The sequence below is a fragment of the Nesterenkonia halobia genome (assembly GCF_039536005.1).
Taxonomy (GTDB): Bacteria; Actinomycetota; Actinomycetes; order Actinomycetales; family Micrococcaceae; genus Nesterenkonia; species Nesterenkonia halobia.
The window spans coordinates 82,853-99,242 of the sequence record NZ_BAAAYG010000003.1; the positions used below are offsets into that span (position 1 = coordinate 82,853).

Annotated in this window: 14 protein-coding genes and 1 tRNA gene; 6 read left to right on the forward strand and 9 right to left on the reverse strand. The window is 70.8% G+C overall.

Features of this window, described 5'->3' with window-relative positions:
- Positions 1 to 220: 220 nt before the first annotated feature.
- Together ABD652_RS03230 and ABD652_RS03235 are read left to right on the forward strand one after the other, a co-directional pair.
- The gene (locus tag ABD652_RS03230) at positions 221 to 541 is read left to right on the forward strand and encodes a DUF4212 domain-containing protein (protein WP_344718129.1); all 321 of its coding nucleotides are present in this window, start codon (positions 221 to 223) and stop codon (positions 539 to 541) included.
- Entirely contained in the window at positions 538 to 2,220 is a 1,683-nt protein-coding gene (locus tag ABD652_RS03235; RefSeq protein ID WP_344718131.1) for a sodium:solute symporter family protein, read from the forward strand. The genes ABD652_RS03230 and ABD652_RS03235 overlap by 4 nt, the downstream gene beginning before the upstream one ends.
- Before the next feature lie 85 nt (positions 2,221 to 2,305).
- Here ABD652_RS03235 and ABD652_RS03240 read toward each other — a convergent pair whose 3' ends face one another.
- The 3 genes from ABD652_RS03240 to ABD652_RS03250 all read right to left on the reverse strand — a co-directional run bounded on the left by ABD652_RS03240 (position 2,306) and on the right by ABD652_RS03250 (position 5,972).
- Positions 2,306 to 3,676 carry an MFS transporter gene (locus ABD652_RS03240; protein ID WP_344718133.1) on the reverse strand — a complete coding sequence of 457 codons (1,371 nt, stop codon included), beginning with the start codon at positions 3,674 to 3,676 and terminating at the stop codon, positions 2,306 to 2,308.
- A gap of 109 nt (positions 3,677 to 3,785) precedes the next feature.
- Positions 3,786 to 5,210, reverse strand: a complete 1,425-nt coding sequence (locus tag ABD652_RS03245; protein ID WP_344718135.1) for a hypothetical protein — start codon at positions 5,208 to 5,210, stop codon at positions 3,786 to 3,788.
- Between the two features lie 132 nt (positions 5,211 to 5,342).
- Positions 5,343 to 5,972 (reverse strand): hypothetical protein, encoded by a 630-nt coding sequence (locus tag ABD652_RS03250; RefSeq protein WP_344718137.1) that lies wholly within the window; start codon positions 5,970 to 5,972, stop codon positions 5,343 to 5,345.
- A 241-nt stretch (positions 5,973 to 6,213) separates the two neighbouring features.
- Here ABD652_RS03250 and ABD652_RS03255 point away from each other — a divergent pair.
- A tRNA-Lys gene (locus ABD652_RS03255) sits at positions 6,214 to 6,286 on the forward strand.
- 83 nt (positions 6,287 to 6,369) lie between these two features.
- Here ABD652_RS03255 and ABD652_RS03260 read toward each other — a convergent pair.
- Entirely contained in the window at positions 6,370 to 7,515 is a 1,146-nt protein-coding gene (locus ABD652_RS03260; RefSeq protein WP_344718139.1) for a phosphatase PAP2 family protein, read from the reverse strand.
- 697 nt (positions 7,516 to 8,212) lie between these two features.
- Between ABD652_RS03260 and ABD652_RS03265 the strand changes: the two genes are divergently transcribed.
- Together ABD652_RS03265 and ABD652_RS03270 are read left to right on the forward strand one after the other, a co-directional pair.
- The gene (locus tag ABD652_RS03265) at positions 8,213 to 8,830 is read left to right on the forward strand and encodes a DUF47 domain-containing protein (protein WP_344718141.1); all 618 of its coding nucleotides are present in this window, start codon (positions 8,213 to 8,215) and stop codon (positions 8,828 to 8,830) included.
- A 6-nt stretch (positions 8,831 to 8,836) separates the two neighbouring features.
- Complete coding sequence (locus ABD652_RS03270) at positions 8,837 to 9,856, forward strand: inorganic phosphate transporter (RefSeq protein ID WP_344718144.1); 1,020 nt, start codon at positions 8,837 to 8,839, stop codon at positions 9,854 to 9,856.
- 19 nt (positions 9,857 to 9,875) lie between these two features.
- On the opposite strand, the gene pstB is transcribed toward ABD652_RS03270, so the two are convergent.
- The 4 genes from pstB to pstS form a co-directional block, all read right to left on the reverse strand.
- The gene (pstB, locus tag ABD652_RS03275) at positions 9,876 to 10,655 is read right to left on the reverse strand and encodes a phosphate ABC transporter ATP-binding protein PstB (RefSeq protein ID WP_344718146.1); all 780 of its coding nucleotides are present in this window, start codon (positions 10,653 to 10,655) and stop codon (positions 9,876 to 9,878) included.
- Between the two features lie 55 nt (positions 10,656 to 10,710).
- Positions 10,711 to 11,904 carry a phosphate ABC transporter permease PstA gene (pstA, locus tag ABD652_RS03280; RefSeq protein WP_344718148.1) on the reverse strand — a complete coding sequence of 398 codons (1,194 nt, stop codon included), beginning with the start codon at positions 11,902 to 11,904 and terminating at the stop codon, positions 10,711 to 10,713.
- Positions 11,904 to 12,920 carry a phosphate ABC transporter permease subunit PstC gene (pstC, locus tag ABD652_RS03285; RefSeq protein WP_425574536.1) on the reverse strand — a complete coding sequence of 339 codons (1,017 nt, stop codon included), beginning with the start codon at positions 12,918 to 12,920 and terminating at the stop codon, positions 11,904 to 11,906. Before pstC ends, pstA begins: the two co-directional genes overlap by 1 nt.
- Positions 12,921 to 13,039: 119 nt before the next feature.
- A complete protein-coding gene (pstS, locus tag ABD652_RS03290; protein WP_344718150.1) occupies positions 13,040 to 14,155 on the reverse strand; it encodes a phosphate ABC transporter substrate-binding protein PstS in 1,116 nt (371 codons plus the stop codon).
- 335 nt (positions 14,156 to 14,490) lie between these two features.
- On the opposite strand from pstS, the gene ABD652_RS03295 reads away from it, so the two are divergent.
- Positions 14,491 to 15,054, forward strand: coding sequence for an amino-acid N-acetyltransferase (locus ABD652_RS03295; protein ID WP_344718152.1), 564 nt, complete (start codon positions 14,491 to 14,493; stop codon positions 15,052 to 15,054).
- Between the two features lie 24 nt (positions 15,055 to 15,078).
- Here the strand turns inward: ABD652_RS03295 and ABD652_RS03300 are convergent, their stop codons facing one another.
- Positions 15,079 to 16,371: an FUSC family protein gene (locus tag ABD652_RS03300; RefSeq protein ID WP_344718154.1), complete on the reverse strand. Its 1,293-nt coding sequence runs from the start codon at positions 16,369 to 16,371 to the stop codon at positions 15,079 to 15,081.
- Between the last annotated feature and the right edge of the window lie 19 nt (positions 16,372 to 16,390).

Genomic DNA, 16,390 nt, shown 5'->3' on the forward strand with positions numbered 1-16,390 from the left:
GCGAACGGTCATGCGGCCCCGGAGCGACCGTTCGAGGACGTCCGGCGACCGCCGGCGAAGACGCACCGCCCTCCGGCGGCGCGGCGCTTGTGATGGGCCTCACAGTGCCGTGTGCTGTCGGTGTGCACCGCGTGCGCCGCCGCCGGCGACGCATGATCACCCGCTCCGACGTCCCGGGCTCCAGGTCCGGGCGCTCGCACCGGACAGAAGGGAGGCTCCCATGGCTGATGCACCGCATGAGAGCACCTCCGGAGGCGCGACCGACCAGGACGACTGGCGGAAGCGCTACTGGAAGAAGAATCTGCGCCTGATGGTCTCGCTGCTGGCGGTCTGGTTCGTCGTCTCCTACGGATTCGGCATCCTGCTCATCGAGCCGCTGAACACCATCGAGATCCTCGGGTTCCCGCTGGGCCTGTGGTTCGCCCAGCAGGGATCGATCATCACCTTCGTGATCCTGATCCTCATCTACGCGCTGCGGATGGATCGCATCGACGACGAGTTCGGGGTCTCCGAGCGCGGAGAGGACGGTGAGCGGCGATGACCGACATCCAGATCTGGACCTTCGTCTTCGTCATCCTGACCTTCGGCCTCTACATCACCATCGCGTGGCGCTCGAGGGTCAAGGAGACCAAGGACTTCTACGTCGCCTCGCAGGACGTGCCGGCGTTCGCCAACGGTGCCGCCGTCGCCGCCGACTGGATGTCCGCGGCCTCGTTCATCGGCATGGCCGGGCTGATCGCCTTCCTGGGATCCGACGGCTCGGTCTACCTGATGGGCTGGACCGGCGGCTTCGTGCTGCTGGCGCTGCTGCTGGCGCCGTATCTGCGCAAATGGGGCAAGTACACCGTCCCGGAGTTCGTCGGCGACCGGTACTCCGAAGGCGTGCGCATCGTCGCGGCCATCACCGCGATCCTGGTGTCGTTCACCTACGTGGTCGGCCAGATGAACGGCGGCGGCATCGTCTTCAGCCGCTTCCTGAACCTGAACCTGACCTGGGGCGTGATCGTCGCCGCGGCGATCATCTTCATCTACACGGTCCTGGGCGGCATGAAGGGCATCACCTACACCCAGGTCGCCCAGTACACCGTGCTGATCATCGCCTACCTGATCCCGGCGGTGGCGGTCGCCCAGCAGACCACCGGCCTGCCGATCCCGCAAATCTCCTACGGGCAGATCCTGTCCGAGCTGGACGCGCTGGGCCGGGAGTTCGGCCTGCACGCCTTCAGCGAGGCCTTCGTCGGACGCGACGGCGGGCAGCTCGACGTCTTCCTGGTCACCGCCTCGCTGATGCTCGGCACGGCGGGTCTGCCCCATGTGATCATCCGCTTCTACACCACCAAGACGGTCCGCGGAGCCCGCTACTCGGTCTTCTGGGCGCTGTTCTTCATCTCGCTGCTGTACCTGACCGCTCCGGCGGTCGGCGCGTTCACCAAGCTGAACCTACTGCAGGGCGTGCAGGGTGCCTCGGCCGACGAGCTGCCCAGCTGGATCAACACCTGGGGAGAGACGGGACTGGTCCAGGTGGCCGACGGCGTGGACACCATCGAGACGGTGTCCAACAACGCCGCCTCCGGGGCCGACCTGATCGTCAACAACGACATCCTGGTGCTGGCCAGCCCGGAGATCGGCGGCCTGCCGGCTCCGGTCATCGGCCTGATGGCGGCCGGCGGCATGGCCGCGGCGATGTCCACGGCGGCCGGGCTGCTGCTGGTCATCTCCTCGGCGGCCTCGCACGACCTGTTCTTCCGGGTCTTCCGCCGGAACTCCGGCGCCTCGGACAAGGAGCAGATGATGGTCGGCCGGATCGCGATGGCCGCGGCGATCATCGTGGCCATCATCGCCGGCGTGAACCCGCCGGCGTTCGTGGCCCAGGTGGTGGCGTTCGCCTTCGGACTCGCGGCGGCGACGTTCTTCCCCGCGATCATCCTGGGCATCTTCTGGAAGCGGGCGAACGGGCCCGGCGCCACCGCCGGCATGCTGGCCGGTCTGCTGTTCACCGGCGGGTACATGATCTACACGCTGGAGATCTTCGGCACCGGCGCCAACGACCACATCTTCGGCATCAGCCCGGAGGGCATCGGCGCCGTCGGCGCAGTGGTCAACGCGGCGGTGACCATCGTCATCTCGAACCTCACCGCGCCGCCGAGCCGGCACGTGCAGGAGATGGTCGAGGAGATCCGCTATCCGCAGAGCCGGCAGGAGGTCGGCACCGGCTCCTGATCGGTCCGTCCCGCTCAGCCCCCGTGTCCCCGTCCGCCCGCCGCACTGCGGCGGGAGGGCGGGGACACGACTGTGCGGAGGCGGCTCAGTCCAGCCGCCGGCGGGTGGTGTCCGGTGCGAGCACCAGCATCACCACCACGGCGGCGACGACGCCGGCCAGGCAGACGGCGAACGCCCCGGAGAGCCCCAGGGCCGGCTCCAGCTGCCCCATGAAGAGCAGCGGACCGAGCCCCGCGCCGATGCGCGAGATCGTCGAGGCCCAGCCGAAGCCCGAGCCGCGCAGCGCCGTCGGATACAGCTCGGAGACGTAGGTGTAGAGCACCGGGATGGCCACCTGGATGAGGAGCCCGTAGCCCAGCACCATCGTCAGCACCGCCGCGGGCAGGTGGAGCACGCCGCCGAGGGCGACCAGCAGCGCCGTCGCCGCCGGGGCGGTGATCGCCAGCAGCAGCCGCCGGCCGAGGAGCTCGACCAGCAGCGTGGAGACGATCACGCCGAGCAGGCCGACGCCGGCCATCCCGGCGGAGGTGATGAATGCCCGGGACTGCTCGTAGCCGGCCTCGATGAGCACCTGCGGCATCCACTGCAGGGCGATGTAGTAGACGGTCATCACCGCTAGGAAGAGCAGCCAGGCGACCAGCGTGATGCGCCAGCCGTGCTCCCAGACGCGGCGCAGCTGGGTGATGATGCCGCCGAGGCCCAGCCGCTGCGCCGGGACCCCGGCATGCAGCACATAGTCCCGCGGCGTCGCCCCGGTGCGGGCGACGAGCCGGTCGATGATCCGTCGGGCCTCGTCGAGGCGGCCCTGCCGGATCAGGAAGAGCGGGGATTCGGGCATGCCCAGCCGCACGGCGAAGATCAGCAGCGCCGGCAGGATCATCGCCAGCAGCGGCAGGCGCCAGTCGCCCCAGGTGCCCACCAGCCAGGCGGAGACGACGCCGGCCAGCGTCGCCCCGATCGGCCACCAGCCGTCCATCGCGGTGAGCACGCGGCCGCGATGCCTCGCCGGGGTGAACTCGCCGACCAGGGCGTAGTCCACCGGCACGCAACCGCCGAGGCCCACGCCGGCGAGGAAGCGGAAGGCGACGAACCAGGTGATGTCGGTCGTGAGCACTCCGGCGAGGGTGAACAGCGAGAACACCAGCAGGGTCCAGGCGAAGGCCCGACGCCGACCGATGCGATCGGCGATGGTCCCCCACAGCACCGCGCCGACGGCCATGCCGATGAGGTTGGCGGTGCCGATGAGCCCGGCCTGGCCGGCGCTGAGGTCCCATTCGTCGCTGAGCAGCGGGATGAGCACGCCGTTGAGCGAGACGTCCCAGGCGTCGAACATGAAGCCCAGGCCGCCGATGAGGAAGATCCGGCCCTGGGTGTTCCAGCGCCAGGGCAGAGTCTGGACGACCTCCTCACCGGTGGGGCGGGGGTCGTCGACGGAGGCTGTGGTGTTCTGCGGCACGCGGGAAGTGTAGACCAGACGCCTCCGGCCCCGCCCCGGCGCGTCATGCGCCGGGGCGGGGCCGGAGGCCGCGGTGTCCGCCGCGCGGGCTCAGCCGATCATCCGGGGCTCACTCCCATTCGACGGTGAGCTCCTCGGCGGTCATGTCGATCACCGGGTCGGCGAAGGACTGAGTCGTCTCCACCTGCTCACGACCGCCGCCGGCCCGGACGTCCATGATCACCTCGACGCTGCCCGAGATGTAGCTGCTCGCCAGGTTGGGGCTGGACCTGTCCAGCTGCGGCTCGATCGACTGCAGCTCCTGCTCGGCGCTGGAGTCCATCGAGCGCTCGATGCTGTCCGAGACGATGTCATAGCCCTCGCCGTAGACGTCGATCCGCTGGGGAAGGTCGAGGCCGCATCCCGGCTCGCGCTGGGACGAGGACAGGCACTCGTCGACGGCGTCGCCGACCACCTGTCGCCAGGAGTTCAGACCGGACTCGCTCAGCGTCACCTCCGTGTCCATCGAGAACTTGCTGGTCTCGTCGGCCAGCAGCTGCTCTCCGCCCTCCAGCGTGAAGTTCTCGTGGTCGATGCCCATGGTGTAGGCGGCACCCATGAAGACGTAGGCATCGTCGGCGCTCGCCTCGACGCCGTTGACGGTCAGCGGCAGATCGCCGGCATCCGGCAGGCGCAGGTCGGTCGTCCCCTGCACACTCCACGTGTCGTCCTGGTTGCCGACCTGGAAGCGCTGCGTGACATCTTCTTCGCCGACGGTGAAGGAGGCGGTGACCTCCTTCATGACGTCGAACTCGTCGGTCTCGACGGGCGTGACTTCGATGCCGCCGATGGGAGCTGATTCGAGCGAGGCGGCCAGCACCTCGTCAGTGAGGTAGGTGGTGTCCGAGGGCTTCTCGATCAGGCTCAGAGCCGTCTCGGCGTCGCCCTCGGCCAGAGCCGTCAGGTAGGCCTCCACGGCGCTGTCGGGTGCGGACGCGGCGTCGTCCGCGGCCTCGGCGCCCGCGCCGCCCTCGGAGTCGTCGCCTCCCTGGCCGATGAGCAGCACCAGGACGATCACGGCGATGATGACCAGGCCGACCACGCCGCCGATGATCCCCAGGATGACGCCCTTGCCGGGGCCGCTGCCGCCGGATCCGCCCGCGCCGGCCGGGCCGGCCGTGCCGTCACCGGGGCCGTGGGGCCCTCCGGGGCCTCCCGGTCCGCCGGGGCCGCCGCTCGGGGGCTGGGCGCCGTAGGCCGGCGGCTGGCCCGCCGGACCCGGCTGACCCGGCTCTCCGGGCTGGGGCGGCTGGCCGTGGGGCCCGGGATGCGGCGGCTGCTGCGGCGGCGGTCCGGGCTGGCCGGACGGTCCCGGCTGGCCGGACTCGCCCGGCGCGCCCGCCGCTCCCCAGGACCCCGGGTGCCCCGGCTCCTGGGGCTGCGTCGGCGCATTCTGGTCGTCCTGCGACCCCTCGGCGTCGCCGGTCGGCGGCTGCCATCCCGGCCGGCCCTGCTCGTCGTCGGGCCGGGAACCCGGTGGTGTGAACCCGCTCATCGTGGTGCTCCCCCTCGTCTCGCCGGCCGTCCACGACGGCCGATCGTCCTCTCCTCGATACGAGCGCCGTCTGCGTCGCCGCGGCGACGTCGTCCCCCGCGGCGGAGCGGCGCATCGCCGCCGCGGGAGGATCTAGTCGAGCGTACCGGCCCGCTGCGCCCGGGCGGAGCTCTCCAGCTCCTCCGCCGTGCGCACCAGCTGGCCGGCCCGCGAGGTCAGTCGCGCCGCCTCCTGATGCGTCCCGGACCTCTCGTCGTCGGCCGAGTGCGCCTGACCGCGGGCGATGATGCGGCAGAACGCCGCCGCACGGTCGAAGGCGACGTCGATGTCGCCGCTGTACATCCCCGCCAGCACCATGTCCGCGAGCTTCGTCATCTCCTCGGCGGTCGGCGGCTCGGGGACTCCGGCGATCACCTCCGGCGTCGAGGCGCTGCGGCCGGCCCGGTAATGGGCGGCCATCCGGTCGGGGTCCGCCTGCACGGCGGCCCGGATGGCGTAGATCCGCCACAGGCTGCCCGCCAGGGAATGCGCCGGGGAATCCGACCACAGCTCGGCGATCGCCTCGATCCCCTCCGTCTCGGCCAGCCGGACGAAGCGCTCGGTGATCTCCGGGTCCTCGGAGTCCCGGCCGTGGTGGACGAGCGCGTGAGCGGTGTCGTGCGCCGCCTGGGAGATCACGGCGGGATCTGCACCGCCCTCCTGGTTGTCGAAGACCGCAGGCTCGGTCATCTTGGGTCGGCGATGACGGGGTGTGGTTCTCATCACGCCTCCTTCCGGTGGGGACGATTATGCCGCTCAGCAGGCTCGATCACCAGGGTCGCAGATGCGACACGACGGCGCGATCCGTTCTCCACAGGCGGGGCCGAAGGCGTGGCCACTCCCGGGGCTCCCGACTCCCGGGTCGCTCGCACGGAGGATGCCGGGGAGCTGCCGGCGAGTCGGACGCGCACCGCCCCATGGGCTAGGATGGGGGCCGGCCGGAGGCGCTCTCCGGCCGCGTCACGGGCCTTTAGCTCAGCTGGCAGAGCATCGGACTTTTAATCCGCAGGTCGCGGGTTCGATCCCCGCAGGGCCCACGATGAGAGACCCCCGGTCAGGAGTTCCTGACCGGGGGTCTTCGTTCATCGGAGACCGCCGGCTCGGTGCGGCTCCGCACCGCTCAGCGGCGGTCGCGCAGCGTGGACTCGGCCTCGGCGACCACCGGGGACTCGGGCGTCGCGGCCGCACCGGCGCTCACGGGGCGGGCGACCGCCTCGTCGTCGTCCTGGTCGGCCAGCTCGGCGTCGAGCACGGCCTCCTCGGCGGAGCGTCGACGCCGCCGAGTGTTGCCGGTCGCCCAGGCGCCGATCGCCACAGAGCCCCAGCCGATGGCCATTCCGGCGACGTTGTCCGGGATGTAGTGCCAGCCGAAGTACAGCGTGGCCACCATCGTCAGGCCGAAGAAGGCCCACGCACACACCCGCATCAGCAGGCGCTGGCCGGTGTAATGCATGAACAGCGCGGCGGTGAAGGTGACCGAGACGTGCAGCGAGGCGAAGCCGGCGATGCCGTGGATCTTCTCGCTCATCGTCGGGTCGGCCAGGAAGTCCAGTCGGTTGTAGAGCAGCGCGCCCTGCAGGTCGCTGACGCCGGTCTCCGGCAGCACGCGGAACAGGTCCGGACGCGCGAAGATCGGCCCCAGCGAGGGGATCAGGTAGTAGCTGACCACGCCCAGCACCCAGTTCAGGCTCAGGGCGGTCGCGTACCAGGCACCGACCGAGATCCGCCGACTGCAGACCAGGAAGAAGCCCAGACTGATCGGCACCAGCGGCAGGTAGGCCAGGTAGATGAAGGAGAGGAAGTCCGCCGTCAGACCGGTGCCCAGGATCGTGTGCAGCAGCACGGCCGGATCCACTCCGCCGCCCAGCCAGCGGTCGAAGGCCAGCAGCTGCTCGTCGAAGAGCACGCCGTCGCGATAGATCGGCAGGACGTTCTTCAGGTTCCGATAGCCGACATAGCAGCAGTAGAAGGCCAATAGCCCGATGCCGATGGCGAACACGCGGTACAGGCTCCACTCGTGGCGGACCACGTCGATGACGCCCTGCGGCAGCTCCCGCCAGCTGCGACGACGCAGCGCGGCGGGGATGATCCCGGTCGCGAAGATCAGCAGCGCCAGCAGGGGCAGGCGGACGTAGGCCGGCCCGAGGAAGCCGTCCGGGTCCTTCATCGGCACGCCGACCTGGGCCGAGGCCACCATCGCGGCCACTCCGACCGCGAGGGACAGGCACACGGCGAAGGTGTACGGCCACCGCCGGATACGCGTCATCCACCCATACATCATCTGAACATCATATAACGAACTGCCGCCCTCTGCCTGAACCGCCCGCCCGCCCGGCGCCGCCGAACCTCGCATCACGCCTCCCCGCCGCGCCGGGCCGGGGCGGGCGATCGGCCCGACGGATCCGACGCTCCGGCGCCGGATGCGATGCGAGCAGCCTCACATCCGACCGTCGGTCCGGCCGGATGCTGCCGGACGGAGGGTGCCGGCCGGTGCGAGCGGTCTCACATCCACGACCTCCGCTCGCAGTTGACCGTCCGCCCCGCCCCGGTGGACACTGGAGACGTGCCGGGCTGCAGGTAACCCCCGGGCTCCAATCACTAGCCGCTTCGAGCGGCCACGCGCCGTGAGGCGTTCCCAGCCCGGCACACCTCAACATCATCGGCATGAGCCCCGGCCGCAGTCCCTGCGCTCCCGGGGCTCTGCTCATGTCCACCGGGTCCTGCCCGCCGGACCGCCCGGCCGCTCCGCCGATGCCCCGCCGGCGGCGTCACCTCGGCGTCCGGGCGACCTCCGCCGATGTCGCACCGCGTACTATGCGGTTAACGCGAGGCGTATAGACTTCTCCACCGGACGACGGCGTCCGGCCGCCCGTGCCGTCACCCCCTGCGGCGAGCCCGATCCCGCCCGGCAGCAGGCCGGCGACCCCGTTGCACCCGCCCTTCCACTCCGAGGTACCAGACTGATGACCGCACGCCGCACCCCGGGACGCTCCCAGGTCGTGGACCTGCTGGTGGAGATCGCCCGCGAGCTCCGCCACGGCATCAACCTGCTCTCCGAGGTCATCGGCACCCCCGAGACCGAGCGCGAGTCGCTGCACCAGGACCTGGTCGGCCTGGAGGGCACGACGATGGATCTCCACGCCCGGCTCATGACCTCCATCCGCAGCGTCTTCCTCACGCCGCTGCCCCGCGAGGACATCTACGCGCTCTCCCAGATGCTGAACCGCTCGCTGGAGCACGTGGTCAGCGTGGGGGATCTGTTCATCGCCCGCGGCCAGCAGCGGCTGACCCGGCACACCTCGGACCAGCTGGAGATCCTCGGCCGTCAGGCGGACCTCACTGTGGACGCGATGAGCCGACTGGACGACTTCGACGCCCTCGAGGAGTACTGGGGCCAGATGCAGCGGCTGACCAAACAGGCCCAGCGCACCCACCGCGCCTGGCTGACCGCCTCCGACGGCGCCTTCCAGCCGAACCTCGCCCACCAGCAGACGCAGCTGTCGGTGACCATGATGCTGGCGGTGGAGAGCCTGCGCGAGGTCGCGACCGCAGTCGGCTCGATCATCGTGCGGGAGTCCTGACCCGCCGTGGAGATCATCCTGCTCGTCGCCGTCGCCGTGCTGCTGGTGCCCAATCTGATCGTCACGGGGCTGCACGACGTCCCCAACTCCATCGCCATCCCCACGCGCACCCGGGCGCTGAGCCCCCGGGCGGCGACCCGCCTGGCCGCCGGAGCCAACGCCGCCGGCGTCGTGATGACCTACCCGCTCGGCAACCAGCTGTTCGACTGGTTCACCTTCCCCGAGATGGACACCGAGCTGGTGCTGCTGGTCATCGCCGGAGCGCTGATCGGCCTGCTGAGCTGGAACATCGTCACCTACCTGCGCGGCGTGCCGACCTCGACCACGCATGGGCTGCTGGCCGGCCTGATCGGCGGCGCACTGGCCACGATGCTGCTCGAGGGCGCCGACTCCACCGACGTGCTCGCCCTCCCCTGGCACTCGCCGGTGCTGAACCTGCTGGTCACACCGCTGGTCGCCTTCGGCGCCGCGTATCTGCTGGTCTTCCTCGCCGTCCGTACGGCCCAGGGCCGGGATCCCGACGCCGTCCACAGCACCAGCCGCGCCGCGCAGGCGGTGTGCGCGGGCCTGACGAGCTTCGGCACCGGCGTGCAGCAGGGCCAGCGCTACATCTTCGTGCTCCTGCTCGCCTCGCAGAGCGCGGACCTCGACCTGCAGCCCTGGCTGCTGCCGATCCTGCTGGCCTTCGCCCTGCTGCTCGGGCTGGGCTGCCTGCACGGCGGCTGGCGCATCGGCCACATGCTCGGCCACCGGCTGGTCACCATGGATCCGCTGCGCGGCATGGTCTCGACCTCGGCCACCGCCGGGATGCTCTTCCTCGGCTCGCTGACCTTCGCGCTGCCGCTGTCGACGTCGATGACCGCGGCCTCCTCGATCATCGGCGCCGGCAGCAACCAACGCTTCGCGACGGTCAACTGGCCGCAGGGTCTGCGGCTCTTCGGCTACTGGGCGGCGACGCCGGCGGCCACCGGACTGATCGCCGGGCTGCTCGTGCTCGCCGGATCGCCGCTGCTCGCGCTGGCCTGAGGCCGGACGCGGGCGCCGCTCACCCGAAGCGGCCGGACACGTAGTCCTCGGTGGCCTGATCGCGCGGGTTGTTGAAGATCGTCGAGGTGTCGTCGTACTCGACCAGCTTGCCCGGCTTGCCGGTGCCGGCGATGTTGAAGAAGCCGGTCTTGTCCGAGACGCGGGCCGCCTGCTGCATGTTGTGGGTGACGATGACGACGGTGTACTCCTGCTTGAGCTCGGCGATGAGGTCCTCGACCGCCAGCGTGGAGATCGGGTCCAGCGCCGAGCAGGGCTCGTCCATGAGGATCACGTCGGGCTTCACCGCGATGGTCCGGGCGATGCACAGCCGCTGCTGCTGACCGCCGGAGAGGCTGGAGCCGGGCTTGTCCAGCCGCGACTCGACCTCCTTCCAGAGGTTCGCGCCGCGCAGCGCCCGCTCGACGATGTCGTCGGCCTCCGAGCGGCTGATCCGGGCGCCGTTGAGCTTGTAGCCGGCCAGCACGTTCTCCCGGATGCTCATCGTCGGGAACGGGTTGGCCCGCTGGAAGACCATGCCCACCATGGTGCGCACGGTCACCGGGTCGACGGCCGGGTCGTAGATGTCGTCGCCGTCGAGCATCAGCTGACCGGAGACCCGGGCGCCGGGGAGCACCTCGTGCATCCGGTTCAGGCTGCGCATGAAGGTGGTCTTGCCGCAGCCCGAGGGCCCGATGAAGGCGGTGACGGCCTGGGCGTCGATGGTCATGGTGACGCCTTCGACGGCGAGGAAGTCGCCGTAGTAGACGTTCAGGTCTTTCGCGTCGATGCGCTTGGACATGTCGGGGGACTCACTCTTTCTGTGCAGGAGCAGGACGGGCGCGCCGACGGTGCGGTCAGCGTCCGCCGGTCTTGGGCGCGAACACCTTGGCGATGATGCGGGCGATCAGGTTCAGCAGCATCACGATGATGATGAGCACCAGCGCCGCCGCCCAGGCCCGCTGATGGGAGGGCTCGGCGAAGGCCGGCGACGTCGGATTGACGAACTGCCGGTAGATGTAGACCGGCAGGGCGGTGATCCAGCCCTGGAAGAGGTTCCAGTTGGTGTTCACCACGTATCCCGCCGTCACCAGGATGGGCGCCGTCTCGCCGATGACGCGGGCGACGGCGAGGGTGACGCCGGAGGCGATGCCGGAGACCGCAGTGGGGATGACGACCTTCAGGATGGTCCGCCATTTCCGCACGCCCAGGGCGAAGGAGGCCTCGCGCAGCTCGTTGGGCACCACGCGCAGCATCTCCTCCGTGGTGCGCACGACCACCGGGATCATCAGCACCGACAGCGCGACGGCGGCAGTGATGCCCATCGTCGAGCTCATCGAGCCGAAGAGTCCGGTCGCGGCGTTGATGGTGCCGAGGAACCAGGCCATGGCCGCACCGGCGAAGAGGCCGGCGACGATCGACGGGATGCCGGTCATCACGTCGACGAAGAAGGTGATGGCCCGGGACAGCAGGCCGCCGCGGGCGTACTCCACCAGGTAGATCGAGGTCAGCAGGCCGATCGGCACGGAGATGACCGTCGCGGCCACTGTGATGATCAGCGAGCCGATGATCGCATGCCGGATGCCGCCGAGCACGGCGCTCCCCTCGGTCTGCGAGGCCTCGTCGACGGTGCCGGTGATGCCCTGCATGTCCGAGGAGAGGAAGCCCGGGGCCAGCAGGCCCGGCACGCCGACCGAGACCACCGACCAGATGACCGAGACCAGCGGCAGCAGCGCGATGAGGAAGGCGATGAAGATCAGATTCCGCCACAGCTGGTCGGCGGCGCGACGGCGGCCCACCCGCGTCACGGTGATCACATAGCTGATGACCACGTGCAGCACGGCGGTGGCGATCAGCCAGGTCGCCACGGTGAAGCCGATCAGCGCCGAGAGGGCCGAGCCCGCCACGGCCGAGACGGCGAGCACGGCCGCCCACTGCCAGCGCGGCTGGGCATGCTGCGTGAGCCGGCTCCGGGTGCGGCCGCGCGTCTGCAGCGAGTCGCCCTCCGGAGCGCGCGGCTCGGCGGCGTCGGGTGTCGTCGTGTTCGTCATCAGTTCGCTCCCGAGAAGTCCTTGTGCCGGCTGACGATCCACCGGGCCGCCATGTTCACCAGCAGGGTGATCACGAAGAGCACCAGGCCGATGGCGATGAGCTGGGCCTGGCGCTCCGAGCCCGGAGGCGCCTCGGGGTAGCCGAGGGCGATCTCCGCAGGGATGGTGCTGTTGCCGGAGGAGATCAGCGAGGCGGTGAGCAGGCCGGGCGAGAGCACCAGGGTCACGGCCATCGTCTCGCCCAGCGCCCGGCCCAGGCCGAGCATCACGCCGGAGATGATGCCGGCGCGGGCGAACGGGAAGACCGTCATGCTGATCATCTCCCAGCGGGTGGCGCCCAGCGCCAGCGCGGCCTCCTCGTGCAGCTTCGGCGTCTGCACGAAGATCTCCCGGCAGACCGAGGTGATGATCGGCAGCACCATCACCGACAGCACGACGCCGGCGGTCAGAATCGTGCGGCCGGTCTGCGACGGATCGCCGGCGAACAGCGGGATGAACCCGAGGGTCTCGTGTAGCCACTCGTAGCCCGGCACCAGGCCGGGGGCGAGGAAGCTCATGCCCCAGGCGCCGTAGACCACCGACGGGATGGCCGCCAGCAGGTCGATGACGTAGCCGATCGGCTTGCTCAGCCGCGGCGGGGCGTAGTGCGAGATGAACAGCGCGACGCCGACGGCGACGGGCGTGGCCAGCAGCAGCGCGATCACCGAGGCGATCAGCGTGCCGACCATCAGCGGCCACGCGTAGTCGACGAACTCGCCGATCATCAGGCCGCCCTCGTCGTCGACGACGGCCGGCCCGGAGTTCAGGGTCAGGAACAGGACGACGAAGGCGAGGATCGCCAGGATCACGATGCCGGCCGCCATCGCCAGCCCGCCGAAGAGTCGGTCGCCGAAGACGCCGCGCGCGTCCGACCGCGACAGGGCGGTCGAGCCGCCGCGCCCGGTGCTGCGCGTCGGCGCGGCGTCGGACGACGGGTCGGTCGACGTCCGAGTCGACGTGTCGTCAGGAGTGGCCACGTGCTCTCCCTCTCAGCATGGATACGGAACGGGGACGGGAACGACGTCCCCATGGAACGGCGTCCGGGAGCGGCCCGAGCGGGCCGTTCCCGGACGCCGGGGGCGGAGTCGCCGGTCGATCACTCGGCGACGGTGATCTGCTCCAGCGCCTCCTGGGCCTGGGTGCGCAGGTCCTCCGACAGCGGCGCGCTGCCGGCGGCCTCCTCGGCCGCGGCCTGGCCCTCCTCGGAGATGACGTACTCCTCGAAGGCCTTCACCAGGTCGACCGTCTCCTGGTCGGAGTACTCGTTGCAGAAGATGTGGTAGCTCACCAGCACGATCGGGTAGGCGCCGGACTCGGTGGTGTCGCGCTTGAGCTCGACGGCCTGGTTGTTCGGCGCCTGGCCCTCGACGGGCTCGGAGCTCGCGACGGCGTTCGCCGCGGCCTCGGCGGAGTACTCGACGTACTCCTCGCCGACCTGCACCGCCACGGAGTTCAGGTCGCCGACCTGCGAGGCGTCGGCGTAGGTGATCGCCCCGTCGGTCGAGGTGGTCAGGTCGACCACGCCGGAGGTCTGCTGGGCGGACTCGGCGGTGATGTCCTCAGGCCAGGTCTCCACCGCGCCCCAGGTCCAGGCGTCCTCCGCGGCGACCGACAGGTAGTCGGTGAAGTTCTCGGTGGTGCCCGAGTCGTCGGCGCGGTGGACGACGGTGATCGGCGTGTCCGGCAGCTCCAGGTCCGGGTTGTGCTCGGCGATCGCCTCGTCGTCCCAGGAGTCGATCTCGCCGGCGAAGATCTGCGCCAGCGTCTCGGCGTCCAGGTTCAGCGTGTCGTCGATGCCCTCGACGTTGAACGCCACGGCCACCGGAGAGATGTAGGCGGGCACGTGGAAGGCGCCGTCGGGCCCGCAGACCTCCTTGGAGTCCTCCCATTCCTCGTCGGACATCGCCGCGTCGGAGCCGGCGAAGGAGTACTCGCCGCCCAGGAAGCCCTCGCGTCCGCCGCCGGAGCCGACCGGGGCGTAGTTCACCTGAGCACCCTGGGCCTGGGAGCCGAAGCCCTGCGTCCAGGCGGTCATGGCGGACTCCTGCGAGGAGGCGCCGCCGCCCTGCAGAGTGCCCTGGACGTCCACCGAGCCGCCGTCGCCGCCGCTCTCGGAGCCGCCGTCGGGGTTGTTCGATTCGCCGCAGGCCACCAGCGCCAGCGAGGCCACACCCAGGACGGCCGCCGCGCGGCCGAGTCGATCTGCCTTCACAATGTCCCTCTCAGAGGTATCGGGGGCCGGCGCCGCAGCGCCGGTCGTGCGAGTCATTCCGGCCGGTCGCCGCGGACCTCGACGGAGGTCCGTCGCGCGCCGGGCCGTGTGTCACCGTAGGAACCTCAGGTGTCCAGTCTGGCCGTCGCAGGTGACCGTTCCGGGCCGAGTCGGTTAACGGCCCGTGAACCGGATCTCGTCGGCCGCGCCACGGCGTCGATGCGTCCGGATCGCGACATCCGGTGTGATCTCTGCCACATAATAGCGCCGTCATGCGCTGTCGTCATGCACCGTCGTCGCGCCTGCGCGGACCCGACGCTCAGTAGACTGGGACGATGGAATCCTCCGCCGAGCACCGCGCCGCCTCCGGCGCCGAGCGCGCCGTGGAGCGCTCGGAGATCGTCGTCCGGTCGGCGCGCACCGCCGACGTCGCCGCCATCGTGGAGACCTCCCGCCCTCTGGTGGAGCGACGCGTGCTCATGGCCAAGGAGGCCGTCTCCTACTACGAGTCGCTGCAGGAGTTCCGCATCGCCGAGACCCCCGGCGGCGAGATGATGGGCTTCGGCGCCCTGCATGTGATGTGGGAGGACCTCGCCGAGGTGCGCACGCTGGCGACCCGGGATGCGTGGCGCGGCCACGGCGTCGGCTCGGCGCTGCTCGCGCGCCTGCTGGCTGACGCCCGCGAGCTGGGCGTCCGCCGGGTCTTCTGCCTGACCTTCGAAGTGGACTTCTTCCTGGCCCACGGCTTCCACGTCATGGAGAACCAGGAGGCCGTCGATCCGGAGGTCTACTCCGAGCTGCTGCGCTCGCCCGACGAGGGCGTCGCCGAGTTCCTCGACCTGGCGCGGGTGAAGCCGAACACGCTGGGCAACACGCGCATGCTCATCGAGCTCGACTGAGGCGAGCGCCGCGCCGGCCGACCCTCAGGACTCGTCGTCGACCACCGGCATCGTGCCGGTCGGCGGGCTCCGCTTGCGCAGCCCCGGCAGATAGTCCGCGGCCTCCTCGGCCGGGATGCCGGCGCCGATCATCACGTCGACGACCATCGTGCGCACCAGCATGACCACCGCCTCGCCCTCGAGGGTGTCCACCCGCAGCCGCGCGGGATGCAGCTGCATGGCCACGGCGATCAGCCGGTCGCGGGCGTCCTCCATGCGACGTTCGTAGGCCGGCCCCGGCTCGCCGACCGCCCGGGAGATCAGCTGGACGGCGTCGGCGAACTCGTCGAGGACCTTCCCGAGCCCGCGGGTGGCCGGATCGCCGAGCGCGGCATGGTCGATGACGCTCACCGCCCGACGCGCGACCAGCCGCATGCTGCGCACCGCCAGGTCGGTCTGCTCGGCGACGCGCCCCATCGAACGCACATAGTGCCGGTGGCGGCGGTAGGCCGGCGAGTAGCGGGTCAGCTCCCGTGCGGAGGTCACCGCACCGTGGACGTCGTCGAGCTGCGGCTGGATGCCGCGGGTGCGGATGAGCGCGTGCCAGGCCTCCCGGGACTCCGACTGCCGGATTCCGGAGGCGGTCTCGCGCAGGGCGGCGGCGAGTTCGTCCACCGCCCGGCTGACCTCGCGGATCGGCTCGCGCCGCGGGTCCTTCGGCGTCGCGAGCGCGACGACCATGGCCGTGACCCCGCCGAGCACGGCGTCGGCGCTGCGCGAGAACGGTCCGAAGATCCCGGCCTCCGGAGCGGGGATCATCACCACCAGCAGCGCCTGCAGCCCCATCTGCATCGCCAGCAGCGAGCTGGAGTCGAGGAAGCGGGCGAGCATCACCGAGACGAAGACGACGGAGGCCGCGGTGATCGGCCCGGAGCCGAAGGTGTGCAGCATGGTGTCGCCGATGAAGATGCCCAGCGTGCAGCCGATGGAGACCTCGATGATCTTGCGCAGCCGCGGCTCCTTGGTGAACCCCAGGGCGATCATCGCCGCGACTGCGGCGAAGATCGGTCCGCTGTGGCCGAAGACGGCCTCGGCGAGCACGAACGCGCCGACGCCGGCGACGGTCATCTGCAGCGCCGGCATCCAGGAGTACCGGGCACGGATCGCTCCGGCCTTGGCCCGGCTGGCCGCCATATGGGCCGTGCGCCGAGTCAGATGCCGCAGCGACGCGACGACGCCGGCCCGCCGCCGGGCCTCGCCGCGCGCCGGGGCCGCGGCGGCGTCGTCCGCCGCCAGACCGGGCGCCGCGGGGCCTGCCTCCTCCGGTGAATTCGTCACGCCCCGAGTCTATGCGGTG

What these genes read in the sequence shown, in the direction of transcription:
- ABD652_RS03230 (WP_344718129.1), top strand. Translation starts at nt 221, where the DNA reads ATGGCTGATGCACCGCATGAGAGCACCTCCGGAGGCGCGACCGACCAG.
- ABD652_RS03235 (WP_344718131.1), top strand. Translation starts at nt 538, where the DNA reads ATGACCGACATCCAGATCTGGACCTTCGTCTTCGTCATCCTGACCTTC.
- ABD652_RS03245 (WP_344718135.1), bottom strand. Translation starts at nt 5,210, where the DNA reads ATGAGCGGGTTCACACCACCGGGTTCCCGGCCCGACGACGAGCAGGGC.
- ABD652_RS03250 (WP_344718137.1), bottom strand. Translation starts at nt 5,972, where the DNA reads ATGAGAACCACACCCCGTCATCGCCGACCCAAGATGACCGAGCCTGCG.
- ABD652_RS03260 (WP_344718139.1), bottom strand. Translation starts at nt 7,515, where the DNA reads ATGACGCGTATCCGGCGGTGGCCGTACACCTTCGCCGTGTGCCTGTCC.
- ABD652_RS03265 (WP_344718141.1), top strand. Translation starts at nt 8,213, where the DNA reads ATGACCGCACGCCGCACCCCGGGACGCTCCCAGGTCGTGGACCTGCTG.
- pstB (WP_344718146.1), bottom strand. Translation starts at nt 10,655, where the DNA reads ATGTCCAAGCGCATCGACGCGAAAGACCTGAACGTCTACTACGGCGAC.
- pstA (WP_344718148.1), bottom strand. Translation starts at nt 11,904, where the DNA reads ATGACGAACACGACGACACCCGACGCCGCCGAGCCGCGCGCTCCGGAG.
- ABD652_RS03295 (WP_344718152.1), top strand. Translation starts at nt 14,491, where the DNA reads ATGGAATCCTCCGCCGAGCACCGCGCCGCCTCCGGCGCCGAGCGCGCC.